This is a genomic window from Mesorhizobium sp. M1163 (assembly GCF_040318415.1).
GTDB lineage: Bacteria > Pseudomonadota > Alphaproteobacteria > Rhizobiales > Rhizobiaceae > Mesorhizobium.
Window position 1 is genome coordinate 111,991 of record NZ_JAMYMF010000009.1, and the last position, 26,857, is coordinate 138,847.

The following is a 26,857-nucleotide window of genomic DNA, read 5'->3' on the forward strand; positions in this document are numbered from 1 at the left end:
CTGGTAAGCGGCGCTGGCTGCACGGGTTAGATCGCTCCCGTTGCCATCCCGTAGAGCAGCCCGAGGATCGAACAGCCGACGAGCACCGGGAGCATGCCGATCTTGAAGCGAAACACCGCTAGCAGCGCACCCAATGTCAGGACGAGGGACGGGACGTTGACGGAGCTGAATGCGGGCACATCGACCGTCATGCCGAACCCTTTGACCTCGCGCAGTGCTCCAAACAGAACGTGAAGCGCGAACCACACCGCCAGGTTCAGGATCACGCCCACCACGGCTGCCGTTATGGTCGCCAGCGCGGCGGACAAGGCCTTGTTGCTGCGCAACGTTTCCACGAACGGCGCACCGACAAATATCCAGAGGAAGCAAGGTGTGAAGGTGACCCAGGTGGTGAGCAGGCCGCCCAACGTTCCAGCGAGCAGCGGATTAAGCGATCCCGGCGCTCGATACGCGCCCATGAACCCGACGAACTGCGTCACCATGATCAAGGGGCCAGGCGTCGTCTCCGCCATGCCGAGGCCGTCCAGCATCTCGCCTGGCTTCAGCCAGCCATATGTATCGACAGCCTGCTGCGCCACGTAAGCGAGGACGGCGTAGGCGCCTCCGAAGGTCACGACCGCCATCTTCGAGAAAAAGACCGCGATATCGGCGAAGACATTGCCGGACCCGAACAGCACGAAAAGGCCGAGGACAGGTGCCAGCCATAGCACCAGAAACACACCTCCGATCTTCAACGACCAGCTGACCGGCGGGCGAGCATGGGCAGGAATGCCTTCGCCGAGCGCCGATTCCGCGTCGGCGACCTGCTTGCCGCCGACCTTGCCATGGCCGTTGCCCGCCATGAACGCTGCCAGCCCGGCCCGCCCGCCGACGTACCCGATCACTCCGGCCGTCAGGACAATGAGCGGGAACGGGAGATGGAACAGGAAGAGCCCGATAAAGGCGGCGGCGGCGAGGCCTGTCATGACCTTGTTCTTGAGCGCTCGCTTGCCGACCCGGATAACCGCCTCGAGCACGATGGCGAGGACAGCGGCCTTCAGGCCGAAGAAAAGCGCCTGCACCGCGCCGACATTGCCTAAAATCGCATAGATCCAGCTCAGCGCCATGATGGCGATGACGCCCGGCAGTACGAACAGCGTGCCGGCCACGAGCCCGCCTCGGGTTTTATGCAGGAGCCACCCGATGTAGACGGCGAGCTGCTGGGCCTCCGGTCCTGGCAGCAGCATGCAGTAGTTCAGCGCATGCAGGAACCGCGTCTCGCCGATCCAGCGCTTCTCCTCAACGAGGATGCGATGCATTACCGCGATCTGGCCGGCCGGGCCACCAAAACTCAACGCAGCGACTCGCGCCCAGACCCGCACTGCTTCGCGGAAGGGGATGCAATGCGAAGGTTCATCCCCCAGCGCATTCGGATGGACGGCATGGACGCTGGTCATTGGTTCCCCTCACCCGCGCTTCTGGCGGAAATACTGGTAGAGATTGTCGAAGACCGGGCCGCCCTGCGCGATCCGCTGCTCGTCGCCCTTATTCGTCATGGCGATGCCCGCGATTAGGCTGGCAATGCCCGTCGTCTCGTCGCGCCCGAACTTGCCGTCCTTGAGGTCGATATCATGGACGATCTCGGCGATGGCCTGCAGCGCCGGGTCGTCAAGCCCGGCCCGGGTGAGCAGCACCTCGAAGCTGCAGCGGTCGCCCTCATGGGTGACCTCACCGTCAAACATATCAAAGCGCAGCTCTCTCGGCTTCGCCGCATAGCTCTTGCCCGGGACGAAGCGGATGACGGCGTCTGGATCAATGAAGCGGCGGATCAGCCAGCTGCAGGCAATCCGGTCGATATGCACGTCACGGCGTGTCACCCAGATCCGGCCCTTGAGGTCCGTGATCGGCTCAGCCGCCTTCGACTCCTCGGTCATGGGCTGGTCCTCCACGACATGCGTTTCGAGCTCGGCGAGCAACCCCTCAACCGCGAGGCGACCGGTAGCGCCGAAAAAATCGATCGTGTCCACTTCGGCGACCCGCTTGCGCATTCGGTTGAGCTGCGGCCGCGTCTCCACACGTTTCTCCGGCGCAGCGTTCGCGCCGATCTCGGCGGCGAGACCACGCGCTTCTTTGGCGATCTCCGCATAGTCGGCATCACGCGCCGCATCGAACAGCGCCTGGACCTGGGCATCCGACAGCCCGTCGACGAGACGCGCCTCGCACACCATCGCCTCGCCACCACCCGCGACGATCTCCTTCAGGAGCCACTCGAAATCCTCCTGCGTCTCGGCATTGGCCGGCAGTGCATAGACGGTGCTTTTCACCGCGACCGCGCCGATGCCTTGCAGCCGCCGCCAGATCTTCACCCGGAAATAGGCCGGCTTGCTCGGCAGCCGATGGATAAGGAGCAGCCAGCGCTGTTCCGTCGTTTCCCCCTCACTCATAAGTGAACCGTATCACGTGCACAAATAAATGCAACACTTGTATCATTTCACATTCGGGCGTAGCGTTGACCGCCTTATGGCAGTGGGCCGCCTGGGCTTGTTGCCAAATCAAGGGAGACAAGGCCGTGAAATGGGTTACCCGCGAACGTCCGGTCATCGACCGCATTGCCTGCCCCTGGCTGATCGCCCGCTTCATCGACAAGGAGTCCGAATTCCTGTTCGTGCCACCCGATCAGGTGATCCGGGTTGCACAGGAGACGGGCGCTACGCCGTATGACGTGCCCGGCGTCGAATTCACGCATGTCGGCGACGGCTGCAGTGTCGACACCTTCGTCTCGAAATACGGCCTCGAGCGCACCCGGCGATCGTGACCATTGCCGCGATCGTGCGCGGTGCCGACACCGACCGGCATGACCTGACGCCGCAATCGGCCGGGTTGCTGGCGATCTCCATGGGTCTGCGGGACCTGACGCCCGACGACCATGAGGTGCTGAACCACGGCTTCGTCATCTATGACGCGCTCTACGCGTGGGCTTCGGGCCGCAAAGCGGAAACGCACAGCTGGCCTCCCGCCACGAAGCCAGCAGCCGCATGACGAATTGGGCAATGGGGGCAGATCACAAGGAGAAACCCCATGCATGCAAAACTCGTGACCGGAGCAATGCTGATCGCGATGTCGGCGCTGCTCCAACCGGCATCGGCGGCACCCGATTGGCAAACAATCGCAAAGGCGCTCGGCAAATCCGGAGCAGAGACGCCTGATGGCGTCTATCGAGTGGGCTTGCCACGAACGGACCTGAAGGTGTCGCTCGACGGCGTGGCCCTGAAACCCGGCTTTGCGCTCGGAGGCTGGGTCGCGTTCGAACCCATGGGAAATCAGACTATGGTCATGGGCGACATCGTTCTGACGCAGGACGAGGTGAACCCGGTCATGAAGAAGTTGGAAGAAGGCGGGATCGAGATCACCGCGGTGCACAACCACCTGCTGCGCGCGGAGCCGATGACGCTCTACATGCACGTGTTCGGCCAGGGCGACCCGGTTACGCTCGCCACAGCGCTTCATGCCGGATTGGCGCTGAGCAAAACACCGATGGGAGGCGGCGCCCAGCCGCAAGCCGCTCCGCAGATCGACTTCGACGCAGCCGGTGTCGACCAAACCATCGGTTATAAGGGCAAAGCCAATGGCGCGATCTACCAGTTCACGATCCCGCGCGCTAAGCCGGTCGAGGAAAATGGAATGGAAGTGCCGGCGGCCATGGGCTCGGCAATAGCGATCAACTTCCAATCGACAGGTGGCGGCAAGGCGGCGATCACGGGAGATTTTGTGCTGACCGCAAAGGAGGTCAATCTGGTTATCAAAGCCATGCAGGACAACGGCATCGAGATCACCGCACTGCATAGCCACATGCTCGATGAGCAGCCGCGGCTCTTCTTCATGCATTTCTGGGCGAACGACGATGTGCAGAAGCTGGCGAAAGGCCTGCGCGCAGCCCTCGACAAGGTCGCCGTCAAGAAGAGCTAGATTGGTGGCCCGTCCAACGGCGGAGTTCGGCCGGCTCGGAGCGATCGCCGGCCTTCTTCCCGCCGCCTCGGGAATTGTTCTCTGGCAGGGCGTCTTTCTGCCACCAGCATTCCGCCGGAGATCGCCTTTCCACCGCACACGAGACTCAAAAGGCGGGCCGGGTTTTTGCGAACCGATGCGTTCGGAACGATCGGAGGCCCGCTTCGTTCTGATCCGATGGACTGGATTAGACTAGGCCTCCTGGCGTTGGCGGGGTTCCTCACCTGGACGCTGAACACCCTCTCGGCCGGAGGCGGAGGTCTATTGCTGATCCCCGCCGTGACTTTCATCACAGGGAGCGCGGCGGTTGCGCCGGTCATCACCTTGACCGAGCTCATCGGCAATCCCATCCGCGCCCTGGCCTTCCGGCGCGACATCGATTGGAGCCTCGTCCGTTGGTACCTGCCCGGCGCCATCGCCGGTGCCGCTGCGGGCTCCTGGCTCTTCGCCAACAGTCGGGCGGAATGGCTCCAGATACTCATAGGGATCTATCTGATCAGTGCAGTCTGGGAATTTCGCGGCGGGGCGCGCGAGCGGAGCTACCGAGCCCGCCGCTGGTGGTTCCTCCCGGCCGGCCTGATCGTCGCGCTGTTGTCGGCGCTGATGGGCACGGTGGGACCCGTCTTGAATTCGCTCTATCTGAACTACGGTTCGGAGAAGGAGACGTTGGTCGCCACGAAATCGGTGAACTCGTTTGTGACCGATGTCGTCAAGATCGCGGTATTCACCGGACTTGGCGCGCTCGGGGGTCAGGCGGCCATGTACGGCGCAGCCGCGGGTTTGGGCGCTGCGCTTGCCAATCTGCTGGCCAAGCGCTGGCTCGAGCGCCTGAGTGGACGACAGTTCCGCGGCCTTGTGGTCGCGCTCATGGCTGTCAGTGGAGCGCTGATGGTCTGGAACCAGCACAGCTTTGTTGTGCAGGCCTGGCGCGCGGCCACAGGAATGTCTTAACAATGTCGACGTTGGCTGAAGCCCTTCGCGCGCTGTGCCTTAGCTTGGTTGGCCGGTCCCGCGACGCGCAGCAGCTGGCGAAAGGACTGCGCGCGGCCCCTTGACAAGGTCGCCGTCAAGAAAGGCTAGATGTTTGATCCCGGGCTTTGATGGTTCATCATTGTCGTCCGAATCAAAGGATGCACTATGGGCCAGGTTCTGCATGGGAGCGCCACAACGACAGAGGCGATCCGTCGAGCGATACAACATAGTCAAGCGAGCCTGAGGTCGCTTTCGAAGCGCTATGGCGTCAACCCCAAGACGGTAGCGAAGTGGAAGAAGCGGAGTTCGACCGCCGATCTGCCCACCGGCCCCAGGGAGCCGAGATCGACGGTTCTGTCTGTCGAGGAAGAGGCCGTTATTGTGGCCTTCCGCCGCTACACGCTGCTGCCGCTCGACGATTGCCTCTACGCGTTGCAGCCGTCGATCCCGCATCTGACGCGCTCTTCATTGCACCGCTGTCTGCAGCGCCACGGCATCGGCCGATTGCCGGATGTCGAGGGCGACAGGCCGGCGAAGAAGAAGTTCAAGGCCTATCCGATCGGCTTCTTCCACATTGATATCGCGGAGGTTCGAACCGAACAGGGCAAGCTACACATGTTCGTCGCCATCGACCGACCTCGAAGTTCGCCTTCGTCGAACTGCACGAGAAGGCTCCGACAGCCATTTCCAAAGAGTTTCTGCTACGCCTGATCGCGGCCGTCCCCTACAGGATCCATACCGTTCTCACCGACAACGGCATCCAGTTCACCACGCCAGGCGCTGGCGGTTCGGCCGTTCCGCTGATCAAGGAGGCAATCGCAAATGGCGAGATATTCCGGGCTCATGCCTTCGAATACGCCTGTGCCAAGAACGATATCGAACATCGAACCACAAAGCCAAAGCACCCCTGGACCAACGGTCAGGTCGAGAGAATGAACCGGACCATCAAGGACGCAACCGTCAAGCGCTTCCATTACGACGATCACGACCAACTGCGTCGGCATCTTGCCGACTTCGTCGCGGCCTACAATTTCGGCCGCAGGCTGAAGACCCTCAAGGGCTTCACGCCCTACGAGTTCATCTGCAAGGCATGGGCTTCCCAGCCCGAGCGCTTCACTCTCAATCCGCTCCAGCAAATGCCGGGACTAAACATCTAGGCTTCCCGACCGCCTGTATCAGACGTGGCTCTTGGGCTGGCTCCTTCGAACCAGTCAGGGCCTAACCCGCTCAGGTTGGAGAAGCTTCGCGAGGTCAGATGACGCTCAGCGTCACGGCGGCAAGAACAAGATAACGGCCGACCTTGGCGGCAGTGACCAGCAAAAAAAGCTCGCGCAGGACACCGGCAATGACGGTCAGCCTCGCGAAACGCGTTGGGGGCAGAAACGCCATCTTTTCAGATAACCGGGCGGCGGCCGCTATCGGCCAGATGACAGGCTGCAACGCCGCCATGCGGCACCGATCGCAGCATCGGTTCCTCGACCCGGCAGACATCGATCGCCACCGGACAGCGCGTGTTGAACCGGCACCCCGGAGGCGGCGCGCTGGGACTTGGCGGATCGCCGGCGAGAATGATCCGGCGGCGCCCGGCTTCGATGCGAGGATCGGGAGAAGGAACAGCCGACAGCAGCGCTTGGCTGTAGGGATGGGCCGGCTCGCGAAATAATGGCCGGGTCACGCCAGCTTCCGAGATGCGGCCGAGATACATCACCGTCACGTCCGAGCAGACCTCGCGCACGATCGCCAGATCATGCGCGACAATGACAATGGTCAGACCAAGCTGCTTCTGCAGCGACGTAAACAGGTTGACGATTTGCGCCCGGATCGAAACGTCGAGCGCGCTGAGGGGTTCGTCGCATACCAGTATGGATGGTTTGAGGGCGAGTGCGCGCGCAATCGAAACGCGCTGGCGCTGGCCGCCGGAGAGCGACCTTGGTAAACGGTCGAGCACCGTCGCAGGCAGCGCAACCAGGTCCAGAAGCTCGGCGATGCGGCGCCGGCGCTCGACTGATGAACCGAAGCGATGGATCTGCAGCGGCTCCTCCAGTGTCTGGTAGACGGACTGGCGGCGGCTCATCGACCCCAATGGATCCTGGAAGACGAACTGGACTTCGCGGCTGAACGACTTCCTGTCCGATTTCAGCCATTCGGCGCGATCCCTTCCCCTAATCAGGACGGTGCCTTCGCTCTCCTTCTGCAAACCGACGATGGTGCGGGCCAGCGTGGTCTTGCCGCAGCCGGACTCGCCGACGATGCCGTGGAACGCGCCGCGCGCGACCGTCAGGTCTATGCCGTCGACCGCCCGCACCGCGCCGGTGCCCGAACCGTTGGCGAAATGGACCTTCAATCCCCTGACCTCGATCGCCGCGACATCAGACATGGACGGCGATCCCCTCTCGTTTCAGCACGACCGGGCAAGCCACGCGGTGCGGGCTTGTCGACGCGGATATCGTCTGCAGCGGCGGCCGGTGCTGCCGGCAACCGGCTTCTACCAGTTCGCAGCGCTCGGCAAACCGGCAACCCGGTTCCAGCCGGATCTGGTTTGGCGGCAGGCCCGGTATCTCGCGGGTCGCCGCGCGCTCGTCGGCACGAAAATCCGGCACCGATGCGAGCAGCCCGCGCGTATAGGGATGGACCGGCCGGGTCAGCACATCCATCGCCGCCCCCTCCTCCGCCACCTGGCCGGCGTAAAGGACGATGACGCGGTCGGCGACGGAAGCGACCACGCCGATATCGTGCGTGATCAGCACGACCGCGATGCCGTCCTCGCGCTGGATCTGACGGATGAGCTCCAGGATTTGCGCCTGGACGGTGGCGTCCAGCGCCGTTGTCGGCTCGTCGGCAATCAGCACGCGCGGCCGCGCCGCAAGCGCCAGCGCGATCATCGCACGCTGAAGCATGCCGCCCGACATTTCGTGTGGATAGCGGTTATAGCGATCCTCGGGGTCCGGGATGCCGGAGCGCGCCAGAAGCGAGACCGCTTCCTTGCGCGCTGCCTGATGCGACAGACCAGCGAAACGGCGCGCCTGGCGTGCCAGCTGCGGGCCGATCTTCAGCATCGGGTTCAACGCGCTCATCGGGTCCTGGAAAATCACGCCGAAATAGCGCCCGCGCAGGTCCGACAATTGCCGGGAACCGATGCTGAGCAGTTCGCTTCCGTCGGCTCGCGCCGACCCTTTCATGTCCACGGTCACGCCCTCGGGCAGCAGACCGAGCGGCCCGAGCGTCATGACGGTCTTTCCCGAACCGCTTTCGCCGACGACCGCGACCGTTTCTCCCGGACGGACGTTGAACGACACCCCGTCCACCGCCCGCACCGAAACGGTGGTGGCGTAGAGGTCGATGACCAAATCTTCGATCGAATAGATCGGCTGAGCGTCGCTCATGCTGAAGTCGTTCCTGTTTCGACGGCGTTACGCTCGACTTCTTCGCGAGCACGCGCGTTACGGCGCTTGCGCAATGTCGCGCCGCGAACCGGCCGCGGCACCTTTTGCAATGCAAAGGCTTCGCCCAGAAGGTTGAAGCTGACCACGACCAGCGTCAGCGCGATGCCGGGCAGCACGACGAGGCGCGGCACCTCCTCGATGTAGCTCATGCCGTCGACCAGCATCTGGCCCCATTCCGGCGTCGGCGGCGCGACGCCAAGTCCGAGAAAGCTGAGCGTCGCTATGGCCAGCACAAGCGCGCCAGCGTCGGCGCTTGCGTAGACGACGACGAGAGCGAGCACATGCGGCAGGATATGGCGGACAAATATCCATAGATGGCCGGCGCCCATGACCCTCGCCGCCTCGATATAGGGCTGTTGCAGCTCGGCGGTGACGACGGCGCGGCTCATGCGGGCATAGTTCGCCCACCACGCCAGGGTGAGCGCTGTGATCATCGACCAATAGCCCGTGCCCAGAATGCCGATCAACGCCAGCGCGATCACCAGGCTCGGAAGCGCCAGCGCAATGTCGATGATGCTGATCAGGACGAGCTCGACGCGACCGCCGACATAGCCGGCGAAGGAGCCGATCGTCACTCCGATCGCCAAGGCGGCGACGAGCACGATGACCATGGCTACCAGGGAAATGCGCGCGCCACCGACGATGCGGCTCAAGACGTCACGGCCGAGATAGTCGGTGCCCAGCCAGTGGCTCCAGCTCGTGCCCTCCAGTGTCGCCGAATAGTCCTGCGCACTTGGATCGTAAGGCATGATCACAGGAGCGAAGATGCCGATCAGCACAAAGCCGATGACGGGGAGCAGCACCAGCCACGGCCAGTCCTTGATGTCCCTGATCGCGGAAATGTTCATCGCCTCATGCTCCCCGCGCCCGGCGCATTCGTGGATCCGCGACGATGCAAATCATGTCGACGATGAAATTGACCATGACGAAGAAGACGACAAACAGCAGCAGCACCGACTGCATGCCGATGAAGTCGCGGAAGCGTATCGCCTCGATGAAAAAGGCACCGACGCCGCGCAATGCAAACACCGTCTCGACGACGATCGATCCGATGATCATCAGCGTGAATTGCGCCCCGAATGTCGTCAGGAACGGAATGGCGATGTTGGGTAGCGCCTCGCGCAACAGCACCTGCGTTCTGGTATAGCCTTTTGCGAAGCCAGTGGTCGCAAACGGCCGCGACATCGCTTCCTGGAGGTTGACCCGAACGACACGGCTGAGAACGGAGGCTGGGAACAGCGCGATCGTCACCCATGGCAAAAGCCATGAGGTGAAGCCGCTCGTGCCGAAGGTGGGCACCCAGCCGAGCATGACCGAAAACACGATCACCAGCAGCGCCGCCACGAAGAAGTTGGGGGTCGATGCGCCGATCAGCGAAAATGCGTGCAGGAATCTGTCCATGAAGCCGCCATTGCTGACGGCCCCGGCAATGCCAAGCGTGATCGAGAAAATGAAGGCGAGAACGCCGCCGCCGGCAAGCAGAGCCGCCGTCATCGGAATGCGGGCGGCAAACTCCCGAGAAATCGGCTTTCCCGTTCGCAGCGATATGCCGAAATCGCCGGCCAGCGCGCTGGCCAGCCAGCGTCCATAGCGGATCGGCAGCGGGTCGTGAAGGCCAAGCTCGTTGCCGATCTTGGTGATCATTTCGGCGCTCGCGCCAGGGCCTGCCGCACGCTCGGCAATCAGTGCCGCAACATTGCCCGGAGCCGCCGCAACCAGGGCGAATGTCAGCGCGGATGCCGCCAGGATCAAAAGGCAGGCAAGCAGCATCCGTCGCAGGATCGTGCGTTTCATCGTCAGGCCTCGCTTAGGCTCGAAGTCTTCAGGCCTTCAGCGTAATCGCCTTGAACGGCAGATCATAGTCGGTCGCCGGGAGCGAGAAATTCTCCGCGCGCGGATTGTGGGCCCACAGTCGCTGGCTGACAACGAGAGGACAGATGGCGGTGTTGTCGTGGAGCCAGTCGTAGAGGGCCTGCATCTTCAGGTCGCGTTCGGCGCCGCTCGCCTCGAGCGCAGCCTTGACGACGCCGTCGAGCGCGTCGGAGACGTAGATCTTGCCGTCAGGGCCGCTGTCGGCGGTCGAGACGAAGGCGTTGCCGAGCGTGCCGTGCGGATCGTAGGGCGCTCCATAGGTGGTGAAGAAGGCCAGGTCGTAGTCGAAGGCCGGACGCCGTTCATGCATGGTGGCATTGTCCACCGAGGACACCTGGACCTGGAAACCGACCTCGGACAACTGACCCTGGATCATTTCGGCGATGCGCCGCGACCCTGGCAGGGATTCTTCGGAAACCAGAAAGTCGATGGCCAGCGGAGAGCCAGCCTTGGTCCAGGCGCCACCGCTGTCGACCCAGCCGCCATCGGCGAGGATCTTCTTGGCCGCCGCCACGTCGCGCACCGGCACGTCATACCGCTTGCCCGACGAAGGCACGTTCGCCGGGAACAGATCGGCGGCCGGGTCGGCAAAGCCCTCGAACAGCACCTTGGCGATCGCCGCCCGGTCGACCGATGCATAGACGGCGTCGCGGACGGCCTTGTCGGCAATGATCTTCGACTTCGGCGAATAGCCGAGCAGCATCGTCGCCGTGCCCGGCTCGGCCACGACCTTCATGCCGTCGCTTTCGAGCGCGCGAGCGCGGCGCGGCGACAGCGTCGCGACCCAGTCGCCACCGATGACATCGAGGTCGCCTGAACGCAGGCCGTTGGCGCGGGCGAGTTCATCGGGAACCATCTTCAATTCCATGCGGCTGAAGAGCGGCTTCTCACCCCAGTATTTGTCGTTGCGAACGAGGCTGGTGCCGCTCGAATCGTATTTTTCGACGATCCACGGACCGGTCCCGATCGGCGCAGTCTGCTTGCCATCCTTGTCGACTGCCTTGGGCGACAGGAAACGGACAGGCCGCACGATTGTGAGTTCGAGGAGTGCCGCCGGCACCGGCCGCTTCAGCTTGACCGTCAGCTTGTTCGGTCCGTCCGTGACGATGCTGTCGAACGCGTCGGAGATGCCGATCCAGGAGAAGTCGCTCACCCCCATCCAGCGCTTGAGGTTCCATTCGGCCGCGGTGGAATCGAAGGGCGTGCCGTCGCTGAAGGTCACGCCTTCACGCAGATCGAAGGCTATCGAAAGCTGATCGTCGGCAATGGTCCATTTGGTGGCAAGTCCCGGCTCCAGCGCGCCATTCTGGCCATAATGGATCAGCGCATCGAAGACGATGGTGTAGGTGCTCAGCGTCGAAACGTTCTGCAGCAAATCGAGATCGCCGGTCTCTGCGGCGATGGCAATCTTCAGCGTGTCGTTGGTTTCGGAAAAGGCGGCGCGTGGCAGCGCGGCGGCGAAGGCAAGGCCAGCGGTGGAAACAAGGAAATTGCGGCGGTCGAGAGTCATCATGTCAGTTCCCCATTTTTTGATTGGTGTGATTGTACACATGCATTCCCATTTGTATAGACATATGCGGCGCAAATCCAAGTTGGCGCGCAGCGCTGCGTTTGGCAAAGGAAATGCGCCCTCTCGCGTAATGTCGCCATGCCGGCGCGGGTCTCGACAAGGGCTAAATCCAGCTCAGCGTCATCGCCGCCAGCGCGAGGTAGCGGCCGACCTTCGCGATCGTGACGATCGCAAGGAAGCTCCAGAATGGCTCTCGCAGCGCTCCCGCCACAACCGTCAGCGGATCGCCAACGAATGGCAACCAGCTCAACAGCAGCGACCATCGTCCATAGCGCTGATACCATCGCGTCGCGCGCGTCAGCGCGGAGGGCTTCACCGGGAACCATTTGCGGTCGCGAAAGCGATCGACGCCCCGGCCGAGCCACCAGTTGACGATCGAGCCGAGCACATTGCCGGCGCTTGCGGAGGCGATGAGCGGAGTCGGGGCATAGCTTTCTGTCAGAAGCAGTCCCGCAAGGGCTGCTTCCGATTGCATCGGCAGGATGGTCGCCGCCGCGAACGCGGTCAGAAATAGACCGCCATAGATGGCGAGCTCGCCAAGCATGTTGAGTTCTCAGCTTGTCTTGGGCCATTTCGGGTGCCGATCATCGACGACGTAGCCATGCGAATGCTCATACCCCGCTTCCGACCATACTGCGTCGCCGATGTGCCGGTCGTCCTCAGGCAGATCGACATGCGTATGCACAAGCACGTCGGGATCATGTTTCGGCCAAAGCCAGATCGCGGCAAGCAGAGCAGCGGCGCCTATGACGCCGAGCAGAATGAATGTGAAAGGCAATCCCATCGCCGCACCGACGCGGCCGGCAATGGGATACGTGATCAACCAGCAGGCATGCGAAAGCGCGAATTGGGCAGCAAACAGAGCGGGCCGGTCGACGGCATCGGCGGAACGCCTGATCAATCGGCCCGAAGGCGTCTGCGCCAGCGAATAGCCGAGCCCGAGCACGAACCAGAGCGCCAGCAGCAGATAGTAGCTGCCGGCGAGAGGTCCCACCAGCACGCCCACGACCAGGATCGCGGCGCCCGAGAGCATCGCAACCCGGTCCGGGACGTTCTCGAGCAGCCGCGGCAGGGCAAGGGCTGCAATCATCGATCCGCCGCCGAAGGCTGCGAGCGCCAGCGCCGTGTCACTTTGAGAGAGGCCGAACTGTGCCTGAACCAGGACGACCGTGTTGACGATCACCATCGCGCTTGCCGCCGCGACGGCAACGTTAAGGGCCAGCAGCCCGCGCAATCGCGGCGTCGCCAGATAGATGCGCAATCCGCGCGTGGTACGATCGTAAACGCCGCGCGGCTGCGACGGTTTAGGGCTCGGCAGGACCACCGACACCACCAGCGCCGCCGAGGCGAGAAAGCCGATAACCGTACCGGCGAACAGGCTATGGAAGCTGATGACGGAAAGCAGCGCCGCGGCCAGCATGGGACTGACGACGCTTTCCAAGTCGTAGGCCAGTCGCGACAGCGACAGGGCTCGCGTGTAGTCCTTCTCCTCGGGCAGCACGTCAGGAATAGAGGCCTGGAAGGCCGGAGTGAAGCCTGCCGACGCCGACTGCAGGACGAAGATGAGAAGATATACCTGCCAGACTTCGGTGACAAAGGGCAGGAACACCGCGACTGCAGCCCGGATGAGGTCGAGCGAAACCAGCATGGTGCGGCGTGGCAGGCGCTCTGCGAACGCAGCGGCGACAGGCGCCACGCCGACATAGGCGATCATCTTGATGGCGAGCGCCGTGCCGAGCACCGCGCCGGCATCGGCGCCGGCAAGATCATAGGCCAGCAGCCCTAGCGCCACGGTGGCAAGGCCAGTGCCGATCAGGGCGATGACCTGGGCCAGGAAGAGATGACGGTAAGTGCGATTGGCCAGGACCTGAAGCATATTTTGCCTTCTTGCAGCGGATTGGGGGTTCGTCGAGCCAGGAATGTAGCGCGACAGCCCGCCTGTCTCAGTGGTGGTGGCCTTCCGGCTCGACCATCTTGAATGGCAGCACCTGCTCGCGACCATTCGCGGCCAGGATCAACCTCGCCTGGAACTCATGCGGCTCAGCAGGGGCGACGGTGCTTTCAAGCCGATGATGGTTGTCTGCAACGGGATCGAGGCGAAGCGTCTCTGGCCCTTCGGGTCGATCGATAATCACCGTCGCCGCCAAGTCATCGGCGTGACGATCGATAGTCAGCCGCATCCGCTCGCCGGCCGGTGTATCGACGATTTCCAATGTCCCTTCAGCCAGATCGCAGACTACCTTGAAGGGCTCTGGCGCATGATGGTGAGCATGAGAGATTTCCGCGGCCGGCCCGGCCGAGCTCATCAGGCGGACATTGGCTTCCGCCAACGCCGGCAAGTGGGCGAACAGCTCCTCCTTGAGGGCTTCGGTTACGCCCAGCACGTCCTTGGCCGTCGCCATCTCCGGAACACTGATGGCGACATCGGCATGCAGGCGATGTCCGATCCAGCGTGCCTGCACGCTATGGACATGCTCGATGCCGGATACGTGCTCGGCGGCATGATGGATTTCATCGACGATGGCGGGCTCGACTCCGTCGAGCATGCGGGTCAACACGGCTTTCGACGACTGCCAGACGATGGCGAAGATCGCCGCGGTGATCAGCAGTCCGATGATCGGATCGGCAAGCGGAAAGCCCAGCCACACGCCGATAGCGCCAAGGACGACTGCCAGGCTGGTGAAGCCGTCGGTGCGGGCATGGTAGCCGTCCGCGATCAGCGCCGCGCTGTTGATCTCTCGGCCGACGCGGATGCGAAATACGGCCACCGCTTCATTGCCGATGAAGCCTATGAGGCCGGCGATGGCGACCCAGCCAAGAAATGCGATGGGACGCGGATTGATCAGCCTGTCGATCGCTTCATAGCCTGCGACGATGGCGCTGAAAAGAATGATGAGAACGATGACGATCCCGGCCAGATCCTCGACGCGGCCCAGGCCGTAGGTGAACGCCTTGCTCGGTTTGCGGCGGACCAGCATGAAGGCGATCCACAGCGGGACGGCGGTGACCGCGTCCCCGATATTGTGGATGGTGTCGGCCAGCAGCGCCACGCTGCCGGAGAGGAACACGACCACAAGCTGGAGCGCTGCCGTGACGGCCAGAACGACGAATGACCATTTGATTGCCCAGATGCCGCGCGTCGTCGTGGCGATCGTCGGATCGATGACGCCGTGGGTGTGGCCATGGCCGCCATCACCATCACCATGATCATGTCCATGGCCGCCGAAGCCCTGCGTCATCGGACCGAAGCCGAACCAGTCGCGTATCTTATCCATTATGGTGTTCTCTCACAGGTACTTGGTGATATCCTTGAACTCGTCGATCGAGCGGCGCTGCTCGCGCGCCAGCGGCCCGACGACGTCTTCAAGGCAATGGTTGAGATGATCCTGGATCAGGGTCTTCTTGGCTTGCGCGATGGCCCGCTCGACAGCATGGAGCTGCTGGGCAAGATCGAGGCAGGGCCGGCCCGCTTCGATCATTTCGATCACGCCCTTCAGATGTCCGCCAGCCCGCTTCAGGCGCTTGATGATATCGGGATGGGTTTCGTGGGTATGAGGCTGCTCGCTCATCTCTTGATACTATCCTCTTGGAGGGGATACAACAAGCCTCAAAGAGGCCTCGATTCCGGTGCAGTCAACAACCATTCGTTAGGATTTTGGAGAATAATCGCCGTTCATGCCGAATCGGATCCACAGCACGGTTTTTTGTCTGGTCATCGCTTTAGCGATGATGTTCGGCGTGCTGCGTCCTTTCGGCTATTCGACCTCACACGATCCGATCGCGATTGCCACCGCGGTTGAACGTCACGGCGGAGCCGCCGCACAGATCGAAGATCATGGCCACGCACACGATGATGGCGTTTCGGACGAGCAGAGCTTTGGACATTTTCACGGGCACAATGCGGCAGACCACTCGCACGAGACGGCGAGTACGCCCTCCGACTTCGCACCGACCGTTCCGCAGCTCGAACGGGGCTGGCTGAATTATCCGCTGACTTTCGTCGATCCGGACACGACATTCCGGCTCGAGCGACCGCCGAGACCATTCCTCGCCGCATGATCGCGGCCGCTCGCGCGGCCACCCTCAACGACGAAGATTGGAAATTCTATGCAACGACCCTTCGACCGGGGCCGGCCACGCGCGCGCCACGCGCGTCGGCGACCCGCCCTGCCCCTGCTTATCGCTCTCCTGACGCTGCCGCTCCTGGGCGGGGCTGCCTTCGCCCACGCCGTGGCCGAGGGCGACGAGGGCTATATCCAGGAAATCTCGGGCATTAACGTGCTGCCCTTCATCTATCTCGGCGCCAAGCACATGGTGACCGGATACGACCACATCCTGTTCCTGTTCGGGGTAATCTTTTTCCTCTACCGGATGAAGCATATCGGCATCTATGTCAGCCTGTTCGCGCTCGGCCACTCCACGACCATGCTGCTTGGCGTCTATTTCAACGTCGGCATCAACAGCTACATAATCGACGCCATCATCGGGCTGTCCGTGGTCTACAAGTCGCTCGACAATATGGGCGCTTTCCAGAGATGGCTCGGCTTCCAGCCGAACACCAAGATCACGACGCTGGTCTTCGGCTTCTTCCATGGTTTCGGCCTGTCGACGAAGATCATCGAATACAACATCTCGCCGGACGGCCTGGTGGCCAACCTTTTGGCCTTCAATGTCGGCGTCGAGATCGGGCAGCTCTTGGCTCTTGGCGCCATGCTGATCGTGATGGGCTACTGGCGCCGGACACGAAGTTTCTGGCGCCACGCCTATACCGCAAACGTCATCATGATGACGGCTGGTTTCCTGCTGATCGGATATCAGCTCACCGGCCTGTTCGTCGCCGCATAAGGAACCGAATCATGTACAACACCGACCTTCCCAGCCGCGCCGATTTGCCGACGTCAGCGCAGCTGAAGCGCTCCACCTTCATTGCCGCGCTGACGGCTTTCGCATTGGTCATCACGGTCGTCATGCCGTCCGAGTATGCGATCGACCCGACCGGAGCAGGCAGATTGCTCGGCCTCACCAGAATGGGCGAAATCAAGACACAGCTGGCAGCCGAGGCGGCAGCCGACGAAATGGCCAGCGCGAAGGCACCAACCGAGCGGATGACGCAAATGGTCCCTCCGGCCGAGTTGATGGCGCGCATGGACCGAATCGAAAACCTCCTCGTCGCCCTGACCGCCGAACGGCCTGCTTTGCAGCCGTCGCCAACTGGGGAGGCCGTATCCCAAGACAATGTGACAGTTGGAGAGATCGCTCCTGCCGAGGCTCCGGCCATTGCTATAACGCCTGCCGCCGAAGCAACCTCGGAAGCCCCGATCCAGCCAGATGGAAGGCAAGACGAGCTATCCTTCACGTTGGCGCCAGGCCAGGGTGCCGAAGTCAAGCTCGTGATGCGGCAGGGGGCCAAGGCAAACTTTTCCTGGACAGCTGACGGCGGCGTGGTGAACTTCGAGACGCACGGCGATGGCGGCGGTCAGTCCGTCAGCTATGAAAAGGGTCGCAGCGTTCCAGCTGACGAAGGTGCCATTGAAGCCGCCTTCGATGGAAATCATGGTTGGTTCTGGCGCAACCGCGGTGGCAGCGACGTGACCCTGACGATCCAGGCTGAAGGCGACTACATCGACATCAAGCGTATGATCTAGCGCATACAGGGTCGCCCGGCGCCACTTCGAGCCTCGGGCGTCACCTATCCGTCTGTTCCACCGACGAGCGCAGATGCGCGTCGAAGCTTTGCGCCGCGACGAAGACACGGCTGACCTTCAGGTAAACGGGTCTTGATCCATCGCTCGATCTGGTTCACGGCATTTCAGCCCGACGAGATTTGCCAAACGGCTACGCCGGCAAGCGCCAAGCCGGCAGCGCCCTCAATGGCTCGGGAAATGGCATCGAACAGGCGTGGCCGGCTATCGAAAAAATGCACCAGACGTTCACGAAACAGGATCGACAGCACCGCAACGCAAGACAGCGTCAGCGCCACGCCGGCCATCATTGTGATTGCGAAAAGAATGCCGGCGACCGGAACGCCTCTGGATATCGCAAAGGTCATCACGAAAAGCGTCAGCGGGCATGGGATCAGGCCGGCCATGACGCCGACGGCCTCGCCCTCATGCTTGTGGTGATGGCCGTGGCTCAATGCGCGCCAGAGCATCCAAATGCCGATCAGGCCAAGCAGGCCCCGACTGACGTCTTCCAGCAGTGGGGCTCGGCCAACACTGCCCAGGGCAATCGATACCAACGGCAACGAGAGCGCCGCGATCAGCACGGCAATCGTTACATGCGTGAAGGAGAGTGTCAGCGACACCAGAAGCCCACGCCGGACGCTGGCGTCCGATCCTGCCAGATAGGTGGCCAGGACAGCCTTGCTATGGCCCGGCGTCAGCGCATGCGCCGCACCGAACAGAATGCCCATGGGCAGAAAGGCCGTGAACGCCAGCCAACCGCCGCCAGCCGCAAGCAGTTTGATCTGCTCGGCCAACGCCAGGTAGATCGTGCGTTGGAACTCGACCAGCGTCTGGAACATGGCCATCGAACCGGCTCCGGGTCAGCCGCACGTCAATTCGAGGCGCGTCGCGAAAATCTTGCCGAGATCGGTCCCCGTCGGGTCACTGAAGAACGCGTCTGTCAGGCTCTTCTGGTTCTGCGCGATGGCCGTGTCCGGATCTGGACGGACGACGGAACGTGAGCAGCCTTGCGGCAGACCGGCCACCGCAAGCTTTTCGTCCTCGGTAAAATCGATTGCCGTGTAGAAGGTCGGATCGTAGACACCGATACTGACTTTTCCAGCAAGGGCCAACGGGTCCTTCGGCTGCGTTTCGAACTGGACGACGAGTTGATCGTTTTCATAGCTGACGCTGAACTTCGGCGGTGGCGCCATCGTCACGTCCTTGCCGTTCAAGGTCACCATCTGAAAGTAGTTGTACTCGGCCAACGACGCATGGACGGTGAGAGCGACTTCATCGAGTTCCTTCGCATCAAGGACAAGGTCGGAATTCTTGTCGAATTCCATCAGCACAGTGCTGGAAAAGAGGTCGTCGAAACGCCAGAGATGCCGAAGCGACTTGACCGTCTTGTCTGGATCGACGGTCAGGTCCAGCTTCGCTTCGGCAAAGACATGCGGATGGGCGTTCGCTGCCGCGGTGGAAGCGAGCAACAGCGCCGCGCCGGATACCATGCCTGTCAGTTGCATTCTTCGCTCACATTTCGCTCGTCGATTCCGCATCAGGCAGGACACCTGCCATTGCAAGCAGGCCGAAATGGGACGGGCCAAAGCCCATACCAACCTTGATCGATCAGGGCTGTGTTGCTTCATCTAAGGAGGCAGCTACCCAAGGTCGCCCTTCAGCCAATGTTTGAGCATGATCACCGCGATACCAGCAAGGATTGCCAGCACTATCATCCAGATGATCTTTTGCCGATCGCTCAATTTCCTGCTCCTGATCGATTCAGAGCATTCCTATCGCGAGTTCCTTGCAAACGCAAAAAGCCCCGCGTCCCGTGCTGATAACACCAGCTGATCCGCCCTAGTCGTCGGCGATCGAGCTTGCAATGACCGTGTTCGATGTGATCCGGACCTCGGGAACGTCAAATGGACAAGTGCTTGCGATTGCCGACTGTCAATATGCAGAGTTTGGAAACTTGCATTCCGTTTCTGTCCTCGCCGATTGTTTCGGCATCCGTCCGGGCGAAGAAACGCTCCTCGAATGGCGCGCCGTCGACATCGAATAGCTTTATGGAGCAAGGTTGCACGGACTTGCCATTCAAGTGGCTTTTGTCACCGCGATCATGGTTTTGGCCGGGAGGTCGTCACCGGTCGCCTCCCAGTCCTGGAAGGCGCCTACGTCACCGACGGGGGCAAGTGCTGCGTCGCCGGACAACGGAGTCCATCCGCGTCTCCTGGCCGCAGGACGGTTCGTTCGAAGTCAGGTCCATGGGCAAGACAAATACCGTGAAAAGCTTCCAACGCCAGATCGACATTATCGGCACGCACCAGCGGCGATCTCAGGCATATAGCAGCAAGCGCCGGGATAAAGAGGGGCTTCGACATCAGCACACCGCAGGGTCAAAAAATGGACCCTCTGGCACGTTAGTCAAGAGTGCCATTTAGCGGGCCCAGCGGCTGCGACGAGATCGACCTGCATCCGACTGTCGGCGGCTGCGCCGTCGCCCCGTAGTATCATTCGCCAGTTATTCTCCAACGCGGTCCGCATTGAAGACCCGCGATAGCCGTCGAACTTGTGTGTCCATCCCTCGGCCCTCGGGAGGCTTCTCCACCAGGGTGGGGATCAAAGGAGCGATGAACGCTGGCCGGCTGGTGCTGGCAGTTACTCGTTTACGCATGGAATCGTGTCTAGGTCGCAGGCATATATCCGCGCTCCACACGTCCCGACGTTGGTTAAGATCGGCAGCCAGACCGGCCAGCCACTCTGTGCGCCAGGCGGATAGAGGTGAGTGTCGATCGCGAATTGCAGAAACGTTGCCAGCGGATAATTGCAAAGTCAGCGCGTCACGCGTACGGATCCATAAGCCCCAGCGCGCTTACATCCATAAGCACCCCAAACCCGATGATCTGCTCCAGCGCAACGTTGCGAGACAATGTGCCCAAGCTTTTGGCCGGTTCGGACTTCATGCGGCTGACCAGGGCGTATCGGTTGTAGACCGCCAAACCGACCATCGCGACGAATAGGCTGATCTTGAACAGGAGAACTCGACCGTAGCTGTTGCGCGGATCGGGGAACGAGCCAAGCACGAGCCAAGTGTTCATGGCACCCGTCAAAAAAATGAGCGCAACCGCCACCATACCAAAGCGGGAGAAGCGCCACAGGACGGTTTCCACGCCTGCGACTTCGGATGGATGCCGCTGTGCTGCCGCGATAAGCAGGCCGAGGGGCAGGAGGCCACCTATCCACGCCCCGGCACTTGCAACATGGAGAGCTTGAGTCAGTGAGCCTAGAAGGCCCAACGCCGCCGCGTGGCCCTGCCAACCCTCGCAGGTCAGTAGCAAGAAAGCCGGCCCGACGATCAATTCGGGCCGCCCCGAGAAACTGATCACCAGGAGCAGGAGAACGAGCGAAAGGCGAACAAACCAAACAGTTCCGAAGTCGCTTTCCATGAGAACGCCGCGCAAGGTGTCAACCATACCCTCGCGTCCGGAGAGCCCGGCCGTAAAGCACAGCAGCCAAATTGCCGCGAAGATTGCGGCCGCAAGTGCGAGGGCAGGATTGATGTTACGGGGTAGAGGCGCAAGCGCGGGAGCCGCGGTTCTGTCTAGCGCATAGAAAGGGAAGAGTGCCGACCCGAATAGAATCATCACTGAGAGGAAGTAGACCCACCGGGCGAAGGCCAGAGTGCCATCAACGTCCATTTCTACGGTCTGACTTCAAATTTGAAATTGCCCTTCACCTTGTGCCCGTCTGCTGACAGCACGTGCCAATCAACTTGATAAACACCCGGCGCAAGGGACCTTGATACAGGTGCCACCATGTCCTTATCGCGCACCGCGATCTCCGTGGTGATCTTCGCACCATCCGGCCCCGACAGATCGATGCCCGAGAATCGAGCCTCAATGGATTCGCTAAACCGCAGTCCAATCTCGGTGGGCGGAGCGGCAATGGTGCTATTGATCTCTGGAGTAGCCTCGACCAATCGAGCATGCGCAAGCGCCTGGCCCGATAATGGCACGCTCCACAGCGCAAGTGTGGCGATCATTCCGATAGTCCGATTCAACGCGAACTCCTCCCGCGGCGACGGTCATCAAAGACTATGCACTCTCTGACGAGTATACGAATTTGTTGGTGTTGCAGGGCCGCCACCGTTCGAGCTGTCACGAAATTTTCCATTTGCCGGAAAAGTGATGGGAGATCAGGCCAACACGCTACCGACCGCCGAGACTCTCGATTGAAGGTCACGGACGCCGCAAGCGTTTGTAATTATCAGGACAAGCGCGGGCGAAACAAGCGTTTGCGCCCGCGTGACTCCATTTCAGCTACTTAACCGGGATCATGAGATGTGCGTATGGAGTGCCCGGCCACATCACATAGGGCTTGGATGTGTCAGGCTTGGGGTCCGTCGGATAGCCCTGCATCATGTCCATTGCGTTGACGATCATCACATGCGGGCCGGTCTCTATCCAATTGTTGCCTTCCTCGGGCTTCGTCGCATAGGGATCGGTGTTGCTGCCATCGGTACCGCCGGACAGCATGTACATGAAGCCGACCTTGCCCTTGGGCGGCTCCTTCTTTTCCATCCATGCCATCGCCCATTCCATCGCGTTGGCATCGCCGCACATTGGGTCCGGGCCGGGCGTGGACGGGCTGTCCGGCATGCACCAGAAGCCGTTCTTGCCCTCGCGCAAGGTGCGCATGGCGCCCTTTTCATCCGCGGCGTAGACCGCAGCGCCGCTTGCCACGGCAGGGGGTGCGGCAGATTCAGCGCTCTTGATCATCGCAGCGTCGTCGGCGGCTGCGCCTTGCATCGTAACCAAACTGCCTGCCGCCAAAAGGGCAGCGACCGTCAGCAGCCGTTTCATGGCCGTTCTCCGGTTTGAGTTGATCTTGTGCATGATGTCCGACGCACGGCTTTCCAGAGCCGTTTGTCGGTGATTAAGCAGTAGCAGATTACATGCCTCCGGACAATTTACGTTTTAGCGCTGTCTAATGTCTTTGCAGGGGGTGTGCTATTAAACGGGGGCCTTCAAATCGGTCACGAAACTCCTGAGGGTTCACTAACCAAGATGGTGCTGTTCAGCGAGTGGCCAAATTTGCGCGGTTTCCCAGCAACCTTGCTTGCGTCGTCAAATCGCCACCTGCCCTAACCCTAGATTAGTTTCCGTCCATAAACGCCGGTATTTCGCAGCATTTGCAATCGCTTGGATCCGACCGGAAGCGCCGTTGACGGGCATGGACAGGTCAGGAATAGTTGATGATCGACAAAATGCAGTGCTTGGCAACGATCGGACGCACGCCATTGCCGGCGGCTCTGCCGGCGGGACGGCTGCGATGCCGAGCTGATATCAGGTCGGCCTGAGGCGGGTGAAGAGGACGAGGTTGTAGGCCGCGACCGAGGACCAGACGTAGGTTTTGAAGTGATCAAGGCCGCGCCAAGTGCAGCGCGCCAGGCCGTAAGCGCGTTTGAGGCACGAGATGCCAGCTTCGATGCCGGCGCGACAGTTGCGCAGCTTGCGATAGACCCACTTGCTTCTGACCATATCCTCGATCTTGAGGCCGGCTTTCTTGTGGAAGGCCATGTCGGAGACGCCCCACGCCTTCGCCGTGGCCAGGGTTGTCGCGCGTGGCGAAGCCACCATCGGCTGCTGCCTGCCGTGGCGCCTGACCCCAAATGCCTATGTGACGCTCCAGCATCGGCAGCAATCGGTCGCTGTCGGCCGGGTTGCCTTTCTCGATCACCAGATCGAGGATCATTCCACTCTTGCCGGTGGTCAGGTTGAGCTTGTGGCCATACTCGGTGTCGCGGCTGCCTTTGACGATGATATCGGCATGCTCTTCGAACAGGCTGACCAGCTTCTCGCCGGCCGACACCGGCTCGCCGGCCAATACCCGCCGCTCGCTCTGTCTGATGATGCGTTCGACCAGCGGCCGATAGTGACGGACCTGGAGCTGCCACAGTGCGATGGACGGTGTGCTCGCCACTACCAATCGCTCGCTCGCCTGCTCCAGATAAGTCAAGGTCGCACGGGCGATTGCGATCAGCTCGCGGTAGAGTTGGACCCGATTGGGTCGACCGCGCGTGAACTGGATCTTGCGAGCCCGCTTCTTGGCTGCGCGGCAATGATCGCGCCATGCTGAGCCGGCACCGCCGACCAAGGCGTCAGCCCGCTTCAGCAGGCGCACCATGACCCGCACGGCATCCCAAAGCAGGCTGCTGTCGCTCGGCTCGTGCATGAGTGCCGAGGTCACGGTGCTGTCCAGCCGCACGACTGCGCCATCTTCGAGCTTCGCCTGCCGAGCGCTCGACAGCAGTACCCGATTGACCTGTTCCCAGGTCTCGGACCGGATCGCACTGATGGTCCTTTGCAGCACCGACTTGTGCGGGCTCCATGACAAAGGCAGGCGAGCAAAGGCGCGAAACGAAGCGGAGTCCTCAAGATGGAACGCCAGCTCCTGGTAGCTCAGTTGCCGGTATTGCTTGAGGATCGCGCAGCGCAACACCGCTTCGGCAGGCAGGCCCTGCCGTCCGGTGGCCTTGACGTCGACCCGCACCAAATCGCGCGCCACCAAGCCAAGAAGGTCGCGATGCTCATCCAGCCATTGCGACATCGCCTTCAACTCGTGACCGATCTCGTGCGTGGCGAAAAGATCGAATATGCTGGCACCGCCAGCATAGCGAACTCACCTCATCCCTCGTCCCGCGAAGGACGTTTTTCCACCGGCAAGTGGAACTTTGTTGTCTCCTTCTTAACGGCCCAGTTCAGACGGCGACCGGTGTGCTTTCCTTTGTCCAGTGGAACCGTGTGCCATCGCTCCACATGCGATGCATGATCACCGCTAGTCTACGGGCGAGCGCAACGATGGCCCTCTGCCGACCACGCCGCTTGGCGACGTTCATCGCCCAGGCCTTCAGCCAGGACCACTTCGTCACGCGCGTCAGTAGGACCTGCGCGGCTTCGTAGAGCAGCGTTCGCATCATATCGTCACCGCATAACGAGATCCGGCCGACCCGGCGGCTTTCGCCCGACTCATGGAGCACAGGTGTCAGACCCAAAACCGGTCCGACCGCTTTCGAATTGCGGAAGCGGGCCGGAATGTCGATGGTGGTGGTATAGGCCAGAGCCACGACCGGGGCCTACACCTGGTGTCGTCATCAGTCGGCGGCAAACTTCCTCATCCCGGACGATCGCCAAAAGCTTGCGGTGAAGGGTGGCAAAGTGCTGGCGCAGCTTGCCGCGAGCGTCGAGAAGCGGTTCGACGATTTCGGCCAGATCAGGCATGCCTTCAACCAGTTCGTGGATGCGTTGCTCGAATTTGCCCGTACCGACGATGCCGACCTTGAGCCCGAAGTTGCGCAGCAGCCCGCGATGTCGTTCTCGATGGCAATCGCCTTTTCCTGCAGCAGCTTGCGCGCCGTCAGCAACGCCCGACGCTTCTGGCTCGTCAGGGTCTTCACGCACCGGGCGGAACAGGTTGACCCGCATCATCTGTGCGATGCCGCGCGCGTCATTGCGGTCGGTCTTGTTCACCTGCGCCTTCAGGAATGCCTTGGTGTGACGCGTCTCAATGCAGATCAACGGCAGGCCGGCTTTGGCAAGGGCCTCGAACAGCCATTGCGATAAGGGCCCGGCTTCAAGACCGATCCGCTCAAAGTTCCAGGCAGGATCCTTGAGCACCCGCGCAAGATCCTCCGGATGGCTGGGAACTTTCATCTCGCGGCAAACCGTGCCTGTTTCGTCGACGATGCACACTGCCGTCTCTTTCACCGAGACGTCCAATCCTGCATAATGTTTCATGCTGCGCTTCCTTTCCTGATGCTTGTGGCTGTTTCGGACAGACCACGTTCTACCATCAGCTCGAAGCGCAGCACCTCCATGCCGCTCCGCCAAGATGGGGCGCAAGCCGAATACCCCATCTTGGACGGTGCGTTCTTGGCGCATTGTCGGCTCCGGCGGTGGCAAGGCTTTGGAATCAGTGGCATGATCCAAGATACCTGAAACCGCCGGGCCTTGCTCGCGCAAAGCCGCGATTCATCCAACAGAATCAATCGTTTGCCGTTTATGGACGGAAACTAGATTAGCCCGCGCATCGTCAGTTCAGCCTTCAGATAGGCATAATAGATCGGCGCGGCGACAAGACCCGGCATACCGAACCAGGCTTCCATGAAAACCATCGCCAGAAGAAGCTCCCAGGCACGCGCATTGATCCGCGAACCGATGATCTTGGCGTTTACGAAGTATTCGAGCTTGTGAATGATGATGAGAAAGGCAAGCGAGCCGAGTGCTGCAAGGAAGGAGATGCTGAGGCTGACAACCACGATCACCGTGTTGGAGATCAGATTGCCGATGACCGGCAGAAGGCCGGTGACGAAAGTCAGCGCTATCATTGTCCTGATGAATGGCAGATCGATGCCGAAGGACGGCAGAACAACGACGAGATAGACCGCCGTCAGAAACGTATTCAACGCCGTAATCCGGATTTGCGAGAACACGATGTTGCGAAAGGCCTTGCTCAGAATGTTGACACGATCCGCCAGCGCGACCGCCAGTGGGCCGGGCTCGCGCGATGGCGCCGCCGAGCTCACCGCGATCAAGCCGCCGATCACCATGCCGACGACAATGTGGACCACCAGGACGCCGACATCCCGCCCGACGAGTTGAAGCTGGCCGGCATGTTCGCGGAGCCACCGGGCCGCGAAGACTTCCAGTTCCTCGATGTTCGACGGAAAATAGGTCATCGCCCAGGTCGGGAGATGGACGCGCGCGGTATCGATGATCTCGGCCATCTTCTTGAGGAGCGTCACGACGTTCTCCGAACCGCCAGTCAATTGCGACATGCCGCTAAAGATAGCGGCGGCTACCAGGAGCGTGAAAATCAATGCCACCAAGGTCAGCGCAAGGCTTTTCGTCAGGCTGTTGGAAACGCCGATTCGATGGAGCATCGGTGCGGCGAAATGAACGAGATTGAACACGAGAAGGCCCGAAAGCAGTGCCGGAAGCAGCCCGAGTTCGAGAACGGCGACGAGCGCTATAAGCGCAAGCAGGCACGACGCGAGATAGAACCATGAGAAAATCAGCACTTTTCACCTGCAGAAGCAGCCAAGTCCTCTCCGGGTTTCATTAGCTTTGATACCCGGTGATGCGCAAGCGAACACGCGTTCAACACGTGTGTAAGGCTAACCGCCTCGGAGGTCCCATGCTTGCGCGCCAGGTCGCCCGCTTTTGCCCCGCCTCATGCTCACGCAGGACCGCGATGATCAGCTCTTGCGTAAACCGCATTCTCTTCATCAGTCCGCCCTTCAATCGAGGCCGGACTTTGATCTCAGATGGAGGAAATTGCCCGTGGCAGGT

Annotated in this window: 27 protein-coding genes and 3 pseudogenes; 9 read left to right on the plus strand and 21 right to left on the minus strand. The window is 61.5% G+C overall.

The window, feature by feature from the left end; genetic code table 11:
* Positions 1-26 precede the first annotated feature (26 nt).
* The gene (chrA, locus tag NKH43_RS11290; protein WP_352466319.1) at positions 27-1,436 is read right to left on the minus strand and encodes a chromate efflux transporter; all 1,410 of its coding nucleotides are present in this window, start codon (positions 1,434-1,436) and stop codon (positions 27-29) included.
* A gap of 9 nt (positions 1,437-1,445) precedes the next feature.
* Positions 1,446-2,423 (minus strand): chromate resistance protein ChrB domain-containing protein, encoded by a 978-nt coding sequence (locus NKH43_RS11295; RefSeq protein ID WP_023722135.1) that lies wholly within the window; start codon positions 2,421-2,423, stop codon positions 1,446-1,448.
* A 125-nt stretch (positions 2,424-2,548) separates the two neighbouring features.
* Between NKH43_RS11295 and NKH43_RS11300 the strand changes: the two genes are divergently transcribed.
* The 5 genes and pseudogenes from NKH43_RS11300 to NKH43_RS11320 all read left to right on the plus strand — a co-directional run bounded on the left by NKH43_RS11300 (position 2,549) and on the right by NKH43_RS11320 (position 6,113).
* On the plus strand, positions 2,549-2,794 hold the full coding sequence (locus NKH43_RS11300) for a chromate resistance protein ChrB domain-containing protein (protein ID WP_023722134.1): 246 nt from the start codon (positions 2,549-2,551) through the stop codon (positions 2,792-2,794).
* Positions 2,791-3,018, plus strand: coding sequence for a chromate resistance protein ChrB domain-containing protein (locus NKH43_RS11305; RefSeq protein ID WP_023722133.1), 228 nt, complete (start codon positions 2,791-2,793; stop codon positions 3,016-3,018). The genes NKH43_RS11300 and NKH43_RS11305 overlap by 4 nt, the downstream gene beginning before the upstream one ends.
* A 39-nt stretch (positions 3,019-3,057) precedes the next feature.
* Complete coding sequence (locus NKH43_RS11310; RefSeq protein WP_023722132.1) at positions 3,058-3,945, plus strand: DUF1259 domain-containing protein; 888 nt, start codon at positions 3,058-3,060, stop codon at positions 3,943-3,945.
* A gap of 216 nt (positions 3,946-4,161) precedes the next feature.
* On the plus strand, positions 4,162-4,935 hold the full coding sequence (locus NKH43_RS11315; protein ID WP_023722131.1) for a sulfite exporter TauE/SafE family protein: 774 nt from the start codon (positions 4,162-4,164) through the stop codon (positions 4,933-4,935).
* Between the two features lie 186 nt (positions 4,936-5,121).
* Positions 5,122-6,113: pseudogene (locus NKH43_RS11320) on the plus strand (IS481 family transposase).
* Positions 6,114-6,207: 94 nt separating this feature from the next.
* On the opposite strand, the pseudogene NKH43_RS11325 reads toward NKH43_RS11320, so the two are convergent.
* The 10 genes and pseudogenes from NKH43_RS11325 to NKH43_RS11370 all read right to left on the minus strand — a co-directional run.
* Positions 6,208-6,312 (minus strand): annotated as a pseudogene (locus tag NKH43_RS11325) (YqaA family protein); the annotation flags it as partial.
* Between the two features lie 37 nt (positions 6,313-6,349).
* The gene (locus NKH43_RS11330; protein WP_352858140.1) at positions 6,350-7,333 is read right to left on the minus strand and encodes an oligopeptide/dipeptide ABC transporter ATP-binding protein; all 984 of its coding nucleotides are present in this window, start codon (positions 7,331-7,333) and stop codon (positions 6,350-6,352) included.
* Positions 7,326-8,339 (minus strand): ABC transporter ATP-binding protein, encoded by a 1,014-nt coding sequence (locus NKH43_RS11335; protein ID WP_352858143.1) that lies wholly within the window; start codon positions 8,337-8,339, stop codon positions 7,326-7,328. Before NKH43_RS11335 ends, NKH43_RS11330 begins: the two co-directional genes overlap by 8 nt.
* Positions 8,336-9,247, minus strand: a complete 912-nt coding sequence (locus NKH43_RS11340; RefSeq protein ID WP_352858146.1) for an ABC transporter permease — start codon at positions 9,245-9,247, stop codon at positions 8,336-8,338. Before NKH43_RS11340 ends, NKH43_RS11335 begins: the two co-directional genes overlap by 4 nt.
* 4 nt (positions 9,248-9,251) lie before the next feature.
* The gene (locus tag NKH43_RS11345) at positions 9,252-10,193 is read right to left on the minus strand and encodes an ABC transporter permease (RefSeq protein WP_352632862.1); all 942 of its coding nucleotides are present in this window, start codon (positions 10,191-10,193) and stop codon (positions 9,252-9,254) included.
* 28 nt (positions 10,194-10,221) lie between these two features.
* A complete protein-coding gene (locus tag NKH43_RS11350; protein ID WP_352858150.1) occupies positions 10,222-11,784 on the minus strand; it encodes an ABC transporter substrate-binding protein in 1,563 nt (520 codons plus the stop codon).
* Between the two features lie 160 nt (positions 11,785-11,944).
* Positions 11,945-12,385 (minus strand): YqaA family protein, encoded by a 441-nt coding sequence (locus tag NKH43_RS11355; RefSeq protein WP_352632864.1) that lies wholly within the window; start codon positions 12,383-12,385, stop codon positions 11,945-11,947.
* 9 nt (positions 12,386-12,394) lie between these two features.
* A complete protein-coding gene (locus NKH43_RS11360) occupies positions 12,395-13,717 on the minus strand; it encodes an MFS transporter (protein WP_352858153.1) in 1,323 nt (440 codons plus the stop codon).
* Positions 13,718-13,784: 67 nt separating this feature from the next.
* Positions 13,785-15,119 carry a cation diffusion facilitator family transporter gene (locus NKH43_RS11365; RefSeq protein WP_352858190.1) on the minus strand — a complete coding sequence of 445 codons (1,335 nt, stop codon included), beginning with the start codon at positions 15,117-15,119 and terminating at the stop codon, positions 13,785-13,787.
* 9 nt (positions 15,120-15,128) lie between these two features.
* Positions 15,129-15,410: a metal-sensing transcriptional repressor gene (locus NKH43_RS11370; protein ID WP_352803304.1), complete on the minus strand. Its 282-nt coding sequence runs from the start codon at positions 15,408-15,410 to the stop codon at positions 15,129-15,131.
* 106 nt (positions 15,411-15,516) lie between these two features.
* On the opposite strand from NKH43_RS11370, the gene NKH43_RS11375 reads away from it, so the two are divergent.
* From NKH43_RS11375 to NKH43_RS11385, 3 genes are read left to right on the plus strand one after another with little or no spacing between them, the layout of a single operon-like run.
* On the plus strand, positions 15,517-15,900 hold the full coding sequence (locus NKH43_RS11375; RefSeq protein ID WP_352803307.1) for a hypothetical protein: 384 nt from the start codon (positions 15,517-15,519) through the stop codon (positions 15,898-15,900).
* Between the two features lie 48 nt (positions 15,901-15,948).
* Positions 15,949-16,686, plus strand: coding sequence for a HupE/UreJ family protein (locus NKH43_RS11380; protein WP_352858157.1), 738 nt, complete (start codon positions 15,949-15,951; stop codon positions 16,684-16,686).
* Positions 16,687-16,697: 11 nt separating this feature from the next.
* Complete coding sequence (locus NKH43_RS11385) at positions 16,698-17,486, plus strand: hypothetical protein (RefSeq protein ID WP_352621854.1); 789 nt, start codon at positions 16,698-16,700, stop codon at positions 17,484-17,486.
* A 164-nt stretch (positions 17,487-17,650) separates the two neighbouring features.
* On the opposite strand, the gene NKH43_RS11390 is transcribed toward NKH43_RS11385, so the two are convergent.
* Together NKH43_RS11390 and NKH43_RS11395 are read right to left on the minus strand one after the other, a co-directional pair.
* Positions 17,651-18,364: a HoxN/HupN/NixA family nickel/cobalt transporter gene (locus NKH43_RS11390; RefSeq protein WP_352466347.1), complete on the minus strand. Its 714-nt coding sequence runs from the start codon at positions 18,362-18,364 to the stop codon at positions 17,651-17,653.
* A 21-nt stretch (positions 18,365-18,385) separates the two neighbouring features.
* Positions 18,386-19,030, minus strand: coding sequence for a DUF1007 family protein (locus NKH43_RS11395; protein WP_502906472.1), 645 nt, complete (start codon positions 19,028-19,030; stop codon positions 18,386-18,388).
* A gap of 359 nt (positions 19,031-19,389) precedes the next feature.
* Between NKH43_RS11395 and NKH43_RS11400 the strand changes: the two genes are divergently transcribed.
* Positions 19,390-19,569: a hypothetical protein gene (locus NKH43_RS11400; protein ID WP_352466309.1), complete on the plus strand. Its 180-nt coding sequence runs from the start codon at positions 19,390-19,392 to the stop codon at positions 19,567-19,569.
* 778 nt (positions 19,570-20,347) lie between these two features.
* Here NKH43_RS11400 and copD read toward each other — a convergent pair.
* From copD to NKH43_RS11430, 7 genes and pseudogenes are all read right to left on the minus strand, one after another.
* A complete protein-coding gene (gene copD, locus NKH43_RS11405; RefSeq protein WP_023722112.1) occupies positions 20,348-21,205 on the minus strand; it encodes a copper homeostasis membrane protein CopD in 858 nt (285 codons plus the stop codon).
* A gap of 2 nt (positions 21,206-21,207) precedes the next feature.
* Positions 21,208-21,549, minus strand: coding sequence for a copper homeostasis periplasmic binding protein CopC (gene copC / locus NKH43_RS11410; RefSeq protein WP_023722111.1), 342 nt, complete (start codon positions 21,547-21,549; stop codon positions 21,208-21,210).
* Between the two features lie 277 nt (positions 21,550-21,826).
* Positions 21,827-22,369 (minus strand): hypothetical protein, encoded by a 543-nt coding sequence (locus NKH43_RS11415; protein WP_352452020.1) that lies wholly within the window; start codon positions 22,367-22,369, stop codon positions 21,827-21,829.
* A gap of 483 nt (positions 22,370-22,852) precedes the next feature.
* On the minus strand, positions 22,853-22,996 hold the full coding sequence (locus tag NKH43_RS35310; RefSeq protein WP_502897232.1) for a hypothetical protein: 144 nt from the start codon (positions 22,994-22,996) through the stop codon (positions 22,853-22,855).
* Positions 22,929-24,116 (minus strand): ISNCY family transposase, encoded by a 1,188-nt coding sequence (locus NKH43_RS11420; protein WP_502906474.1) that lies wholly within the window; start codon positions 24,114-24,116, stop codon positions 22,929-22,931. Before NKH43_RS11420 ends, NKH43_RS35310 begins: the two co-directional genes overlap by 68 nt.
* A gap of 151 nt (positions 24,117-24,267) precedes the next feature.
* Positions 24,268-25,303: pseudogene (locus tag NKH43_RS11425) on the minus strand (IS110 family RNA-guided transposase).
* Between the two features lie 275 nt (positions 25,304-25,578).
* Positions 25,579-26,586, minus strand: a complete 1,008-nt coding sequence (locus tag NKH43_RS11430; RefSeq protein WP_352858162.1) for an AI-2E family transporter — start codon at positions 26,584-26,586, stop codon at positions 25,579-25,581.
* Between the last annotated feature and the right edge of the window lie 271 nt (positions 26,587-26,857).

What these genes read in the sequence shown, in the direction of transcription:
- chrA (WP_352466319.1), bottom strand. Translation starts at nt 1,436, where the DNA reads ATGACCAGCGTCCATGCCGTCCATCCGAATGCGCTGGGGGATGAACCT.
- NKH43_RS11295 (WP_023722135.1), bottom strand. Translation starts at nt 2,423, where the DNA reads ATGAGTGAGGGGGAAACGACGGAACAGCGCTGGCTGCTCCTTATCCAT.
- NKH43_RS11310 (WP_023722132.1), top strand. Translation starts at nt 3,058, where the DNA reads ATGCATGCAAAACTCGTGACCGGAGCAATGCTGATCGCGATGTCGGCG.
- NKH43_RS11315 (WP_023722131.1), top strand. Translation starts at nt 4,162, where the DNA reads ATGGACTGGATTAGACTAGGCCTCCTGGCGTTGGCGGGGTTCCTCACC.
- NKH43_RS11330 (WP_352858140.1), bottom strand. Translation starts at nt 7,333, where the DNA reads ATGTCTGATGTCGCGGCGATCGAGGTCAGGGGATTGAAGGTCCATTTC.
- NKH43_RS11335 (WP_352858143.1), bottom strand. Translation starts at nt 8,339, where the DNA reads ATGAGCGACGCTCAGCCGATCTATTCGATCGAAGATTTGGTCATCGAC.
- NKH43_RS11340 (WP_352858146.1), bottom strand. Translation starts at nt 9,247, where the DNA reads ATGAACATTTCCGCGATCAGGGACATCAAGGACTGGCCGTGGCTGGTG.
- NKH43_RS11345 (WP_352632862.1), bottom strand. Translation starts at nt 10,193, where the DNA reads ATGAAACGCACGATCCTGCGACGGATGCTGCTTGCCTGCCTTTTGATC.
- NKH43_RS11350 (WP_352858150.1), bottom strand. Translation starts at nt 11,784, where the DNA reads ATGATGACTCTCGACCGCCGCAATTTCCTTGTTTCCACCGCTGGCCTT.
- NKH43_RS11355 (WP_352632864.1), bottom strand. Translation starts at nt 12,385, where the DNA reads ATGCTTGGCGAGCTCGCCATCTATGGCGGTCTATTTCTGACCGCGTTC.
- NKH43_RS11360 (WP_352858153.1), bottom strand. Translation starts at nt 13,717, where the DNA reads ATGCTTCAGGTCCTGGCCAATCGCACTTACCGTCATCTCTTCCTGGCC.
- NKH43_RS11370 (WP_352803304.1), bottom strand. Translation starts at nt 15,410, where the DNA reads ATGAGCGAGCAGCCTCATACCCACGAAACCCATCCCGATATCATCAAG.
- NKH43_RS11375 (WP_352803307.1), top strand. Translation starts at nt 15,517, where the DNA reads ATGCCGAATCGGATCCACAGCACGGTTTTTTGTCTGGTCATCGCTTTA.
- NKH43_RS11380 (WP_352858157.1), top strand. Translation starts at nt 15,949, where the DNA reads ATGCAACGACCCTTCGACCGGGGCCGGCCACGCGCGCGCCACGCGCGT.
- NKH43_RS11385 (WP_352621854.1), top strand. Translation starts at nt 16,698, where the DNA reads ATGTACAACACCGACCTTCCCAGCCGCGCCGATTTGCCGACGTCAGCG.
- NKH43_RS11390 (WP_352466347.1), bottom strand. Translation starts at nt 18,364, where the DNA reads ATGTTCCAGACGCTGGTCGAGTTCCAACGCACGATCTACCTGGCGTTG.
- NKH43_RS11395 (WP_502906472.1), bottom strand. Translation starts at nt 19,030, where the DNA reads ATGCAACTGACAGGCATGGTATCCGGCGCGGCGCTGTTGCTCGCTTCC.
- NKH43_RS11400 (WP_352466309.1), top strand. Translation starts at nt 19,390, where the DNA reads ATGACCGTGTTCGATGTGATCCGGACCTCGGGAACGTCAAATGGACAA.
- copD (WP_023722112.1), bottom strand. Translation starts at nt 21,205, where the DNA reads ATGGACGTTGATGGCACTCTGGCCTTCGCCCGGTGGGTCTACTTCCTC.
- copC (WP_023722111.1), bottom strand. Translation starts at nt 21,549, where the DNA reads ATGATCGCCACACTTGCGCTGTGGAGCGTGCCATTATCGGGCCAGGCG.
- NKH43_RS11415 (WP_352452020.1), bottom strand. Translation starts at nt 22,369, where the DNA reads ATGAAACGGCTGCTGACGGTCGCTGCCCTTTTGGCGGCAGGCAGTTTG.
- NKH43_RS11420 (WP_502906474.1), bottom strand. Translation starts at nt 24,116, where the DNA reads ATGTCGCAATGGCTGGATGAGCATCGCGACCTTCTTGGCTTGGTGGCG.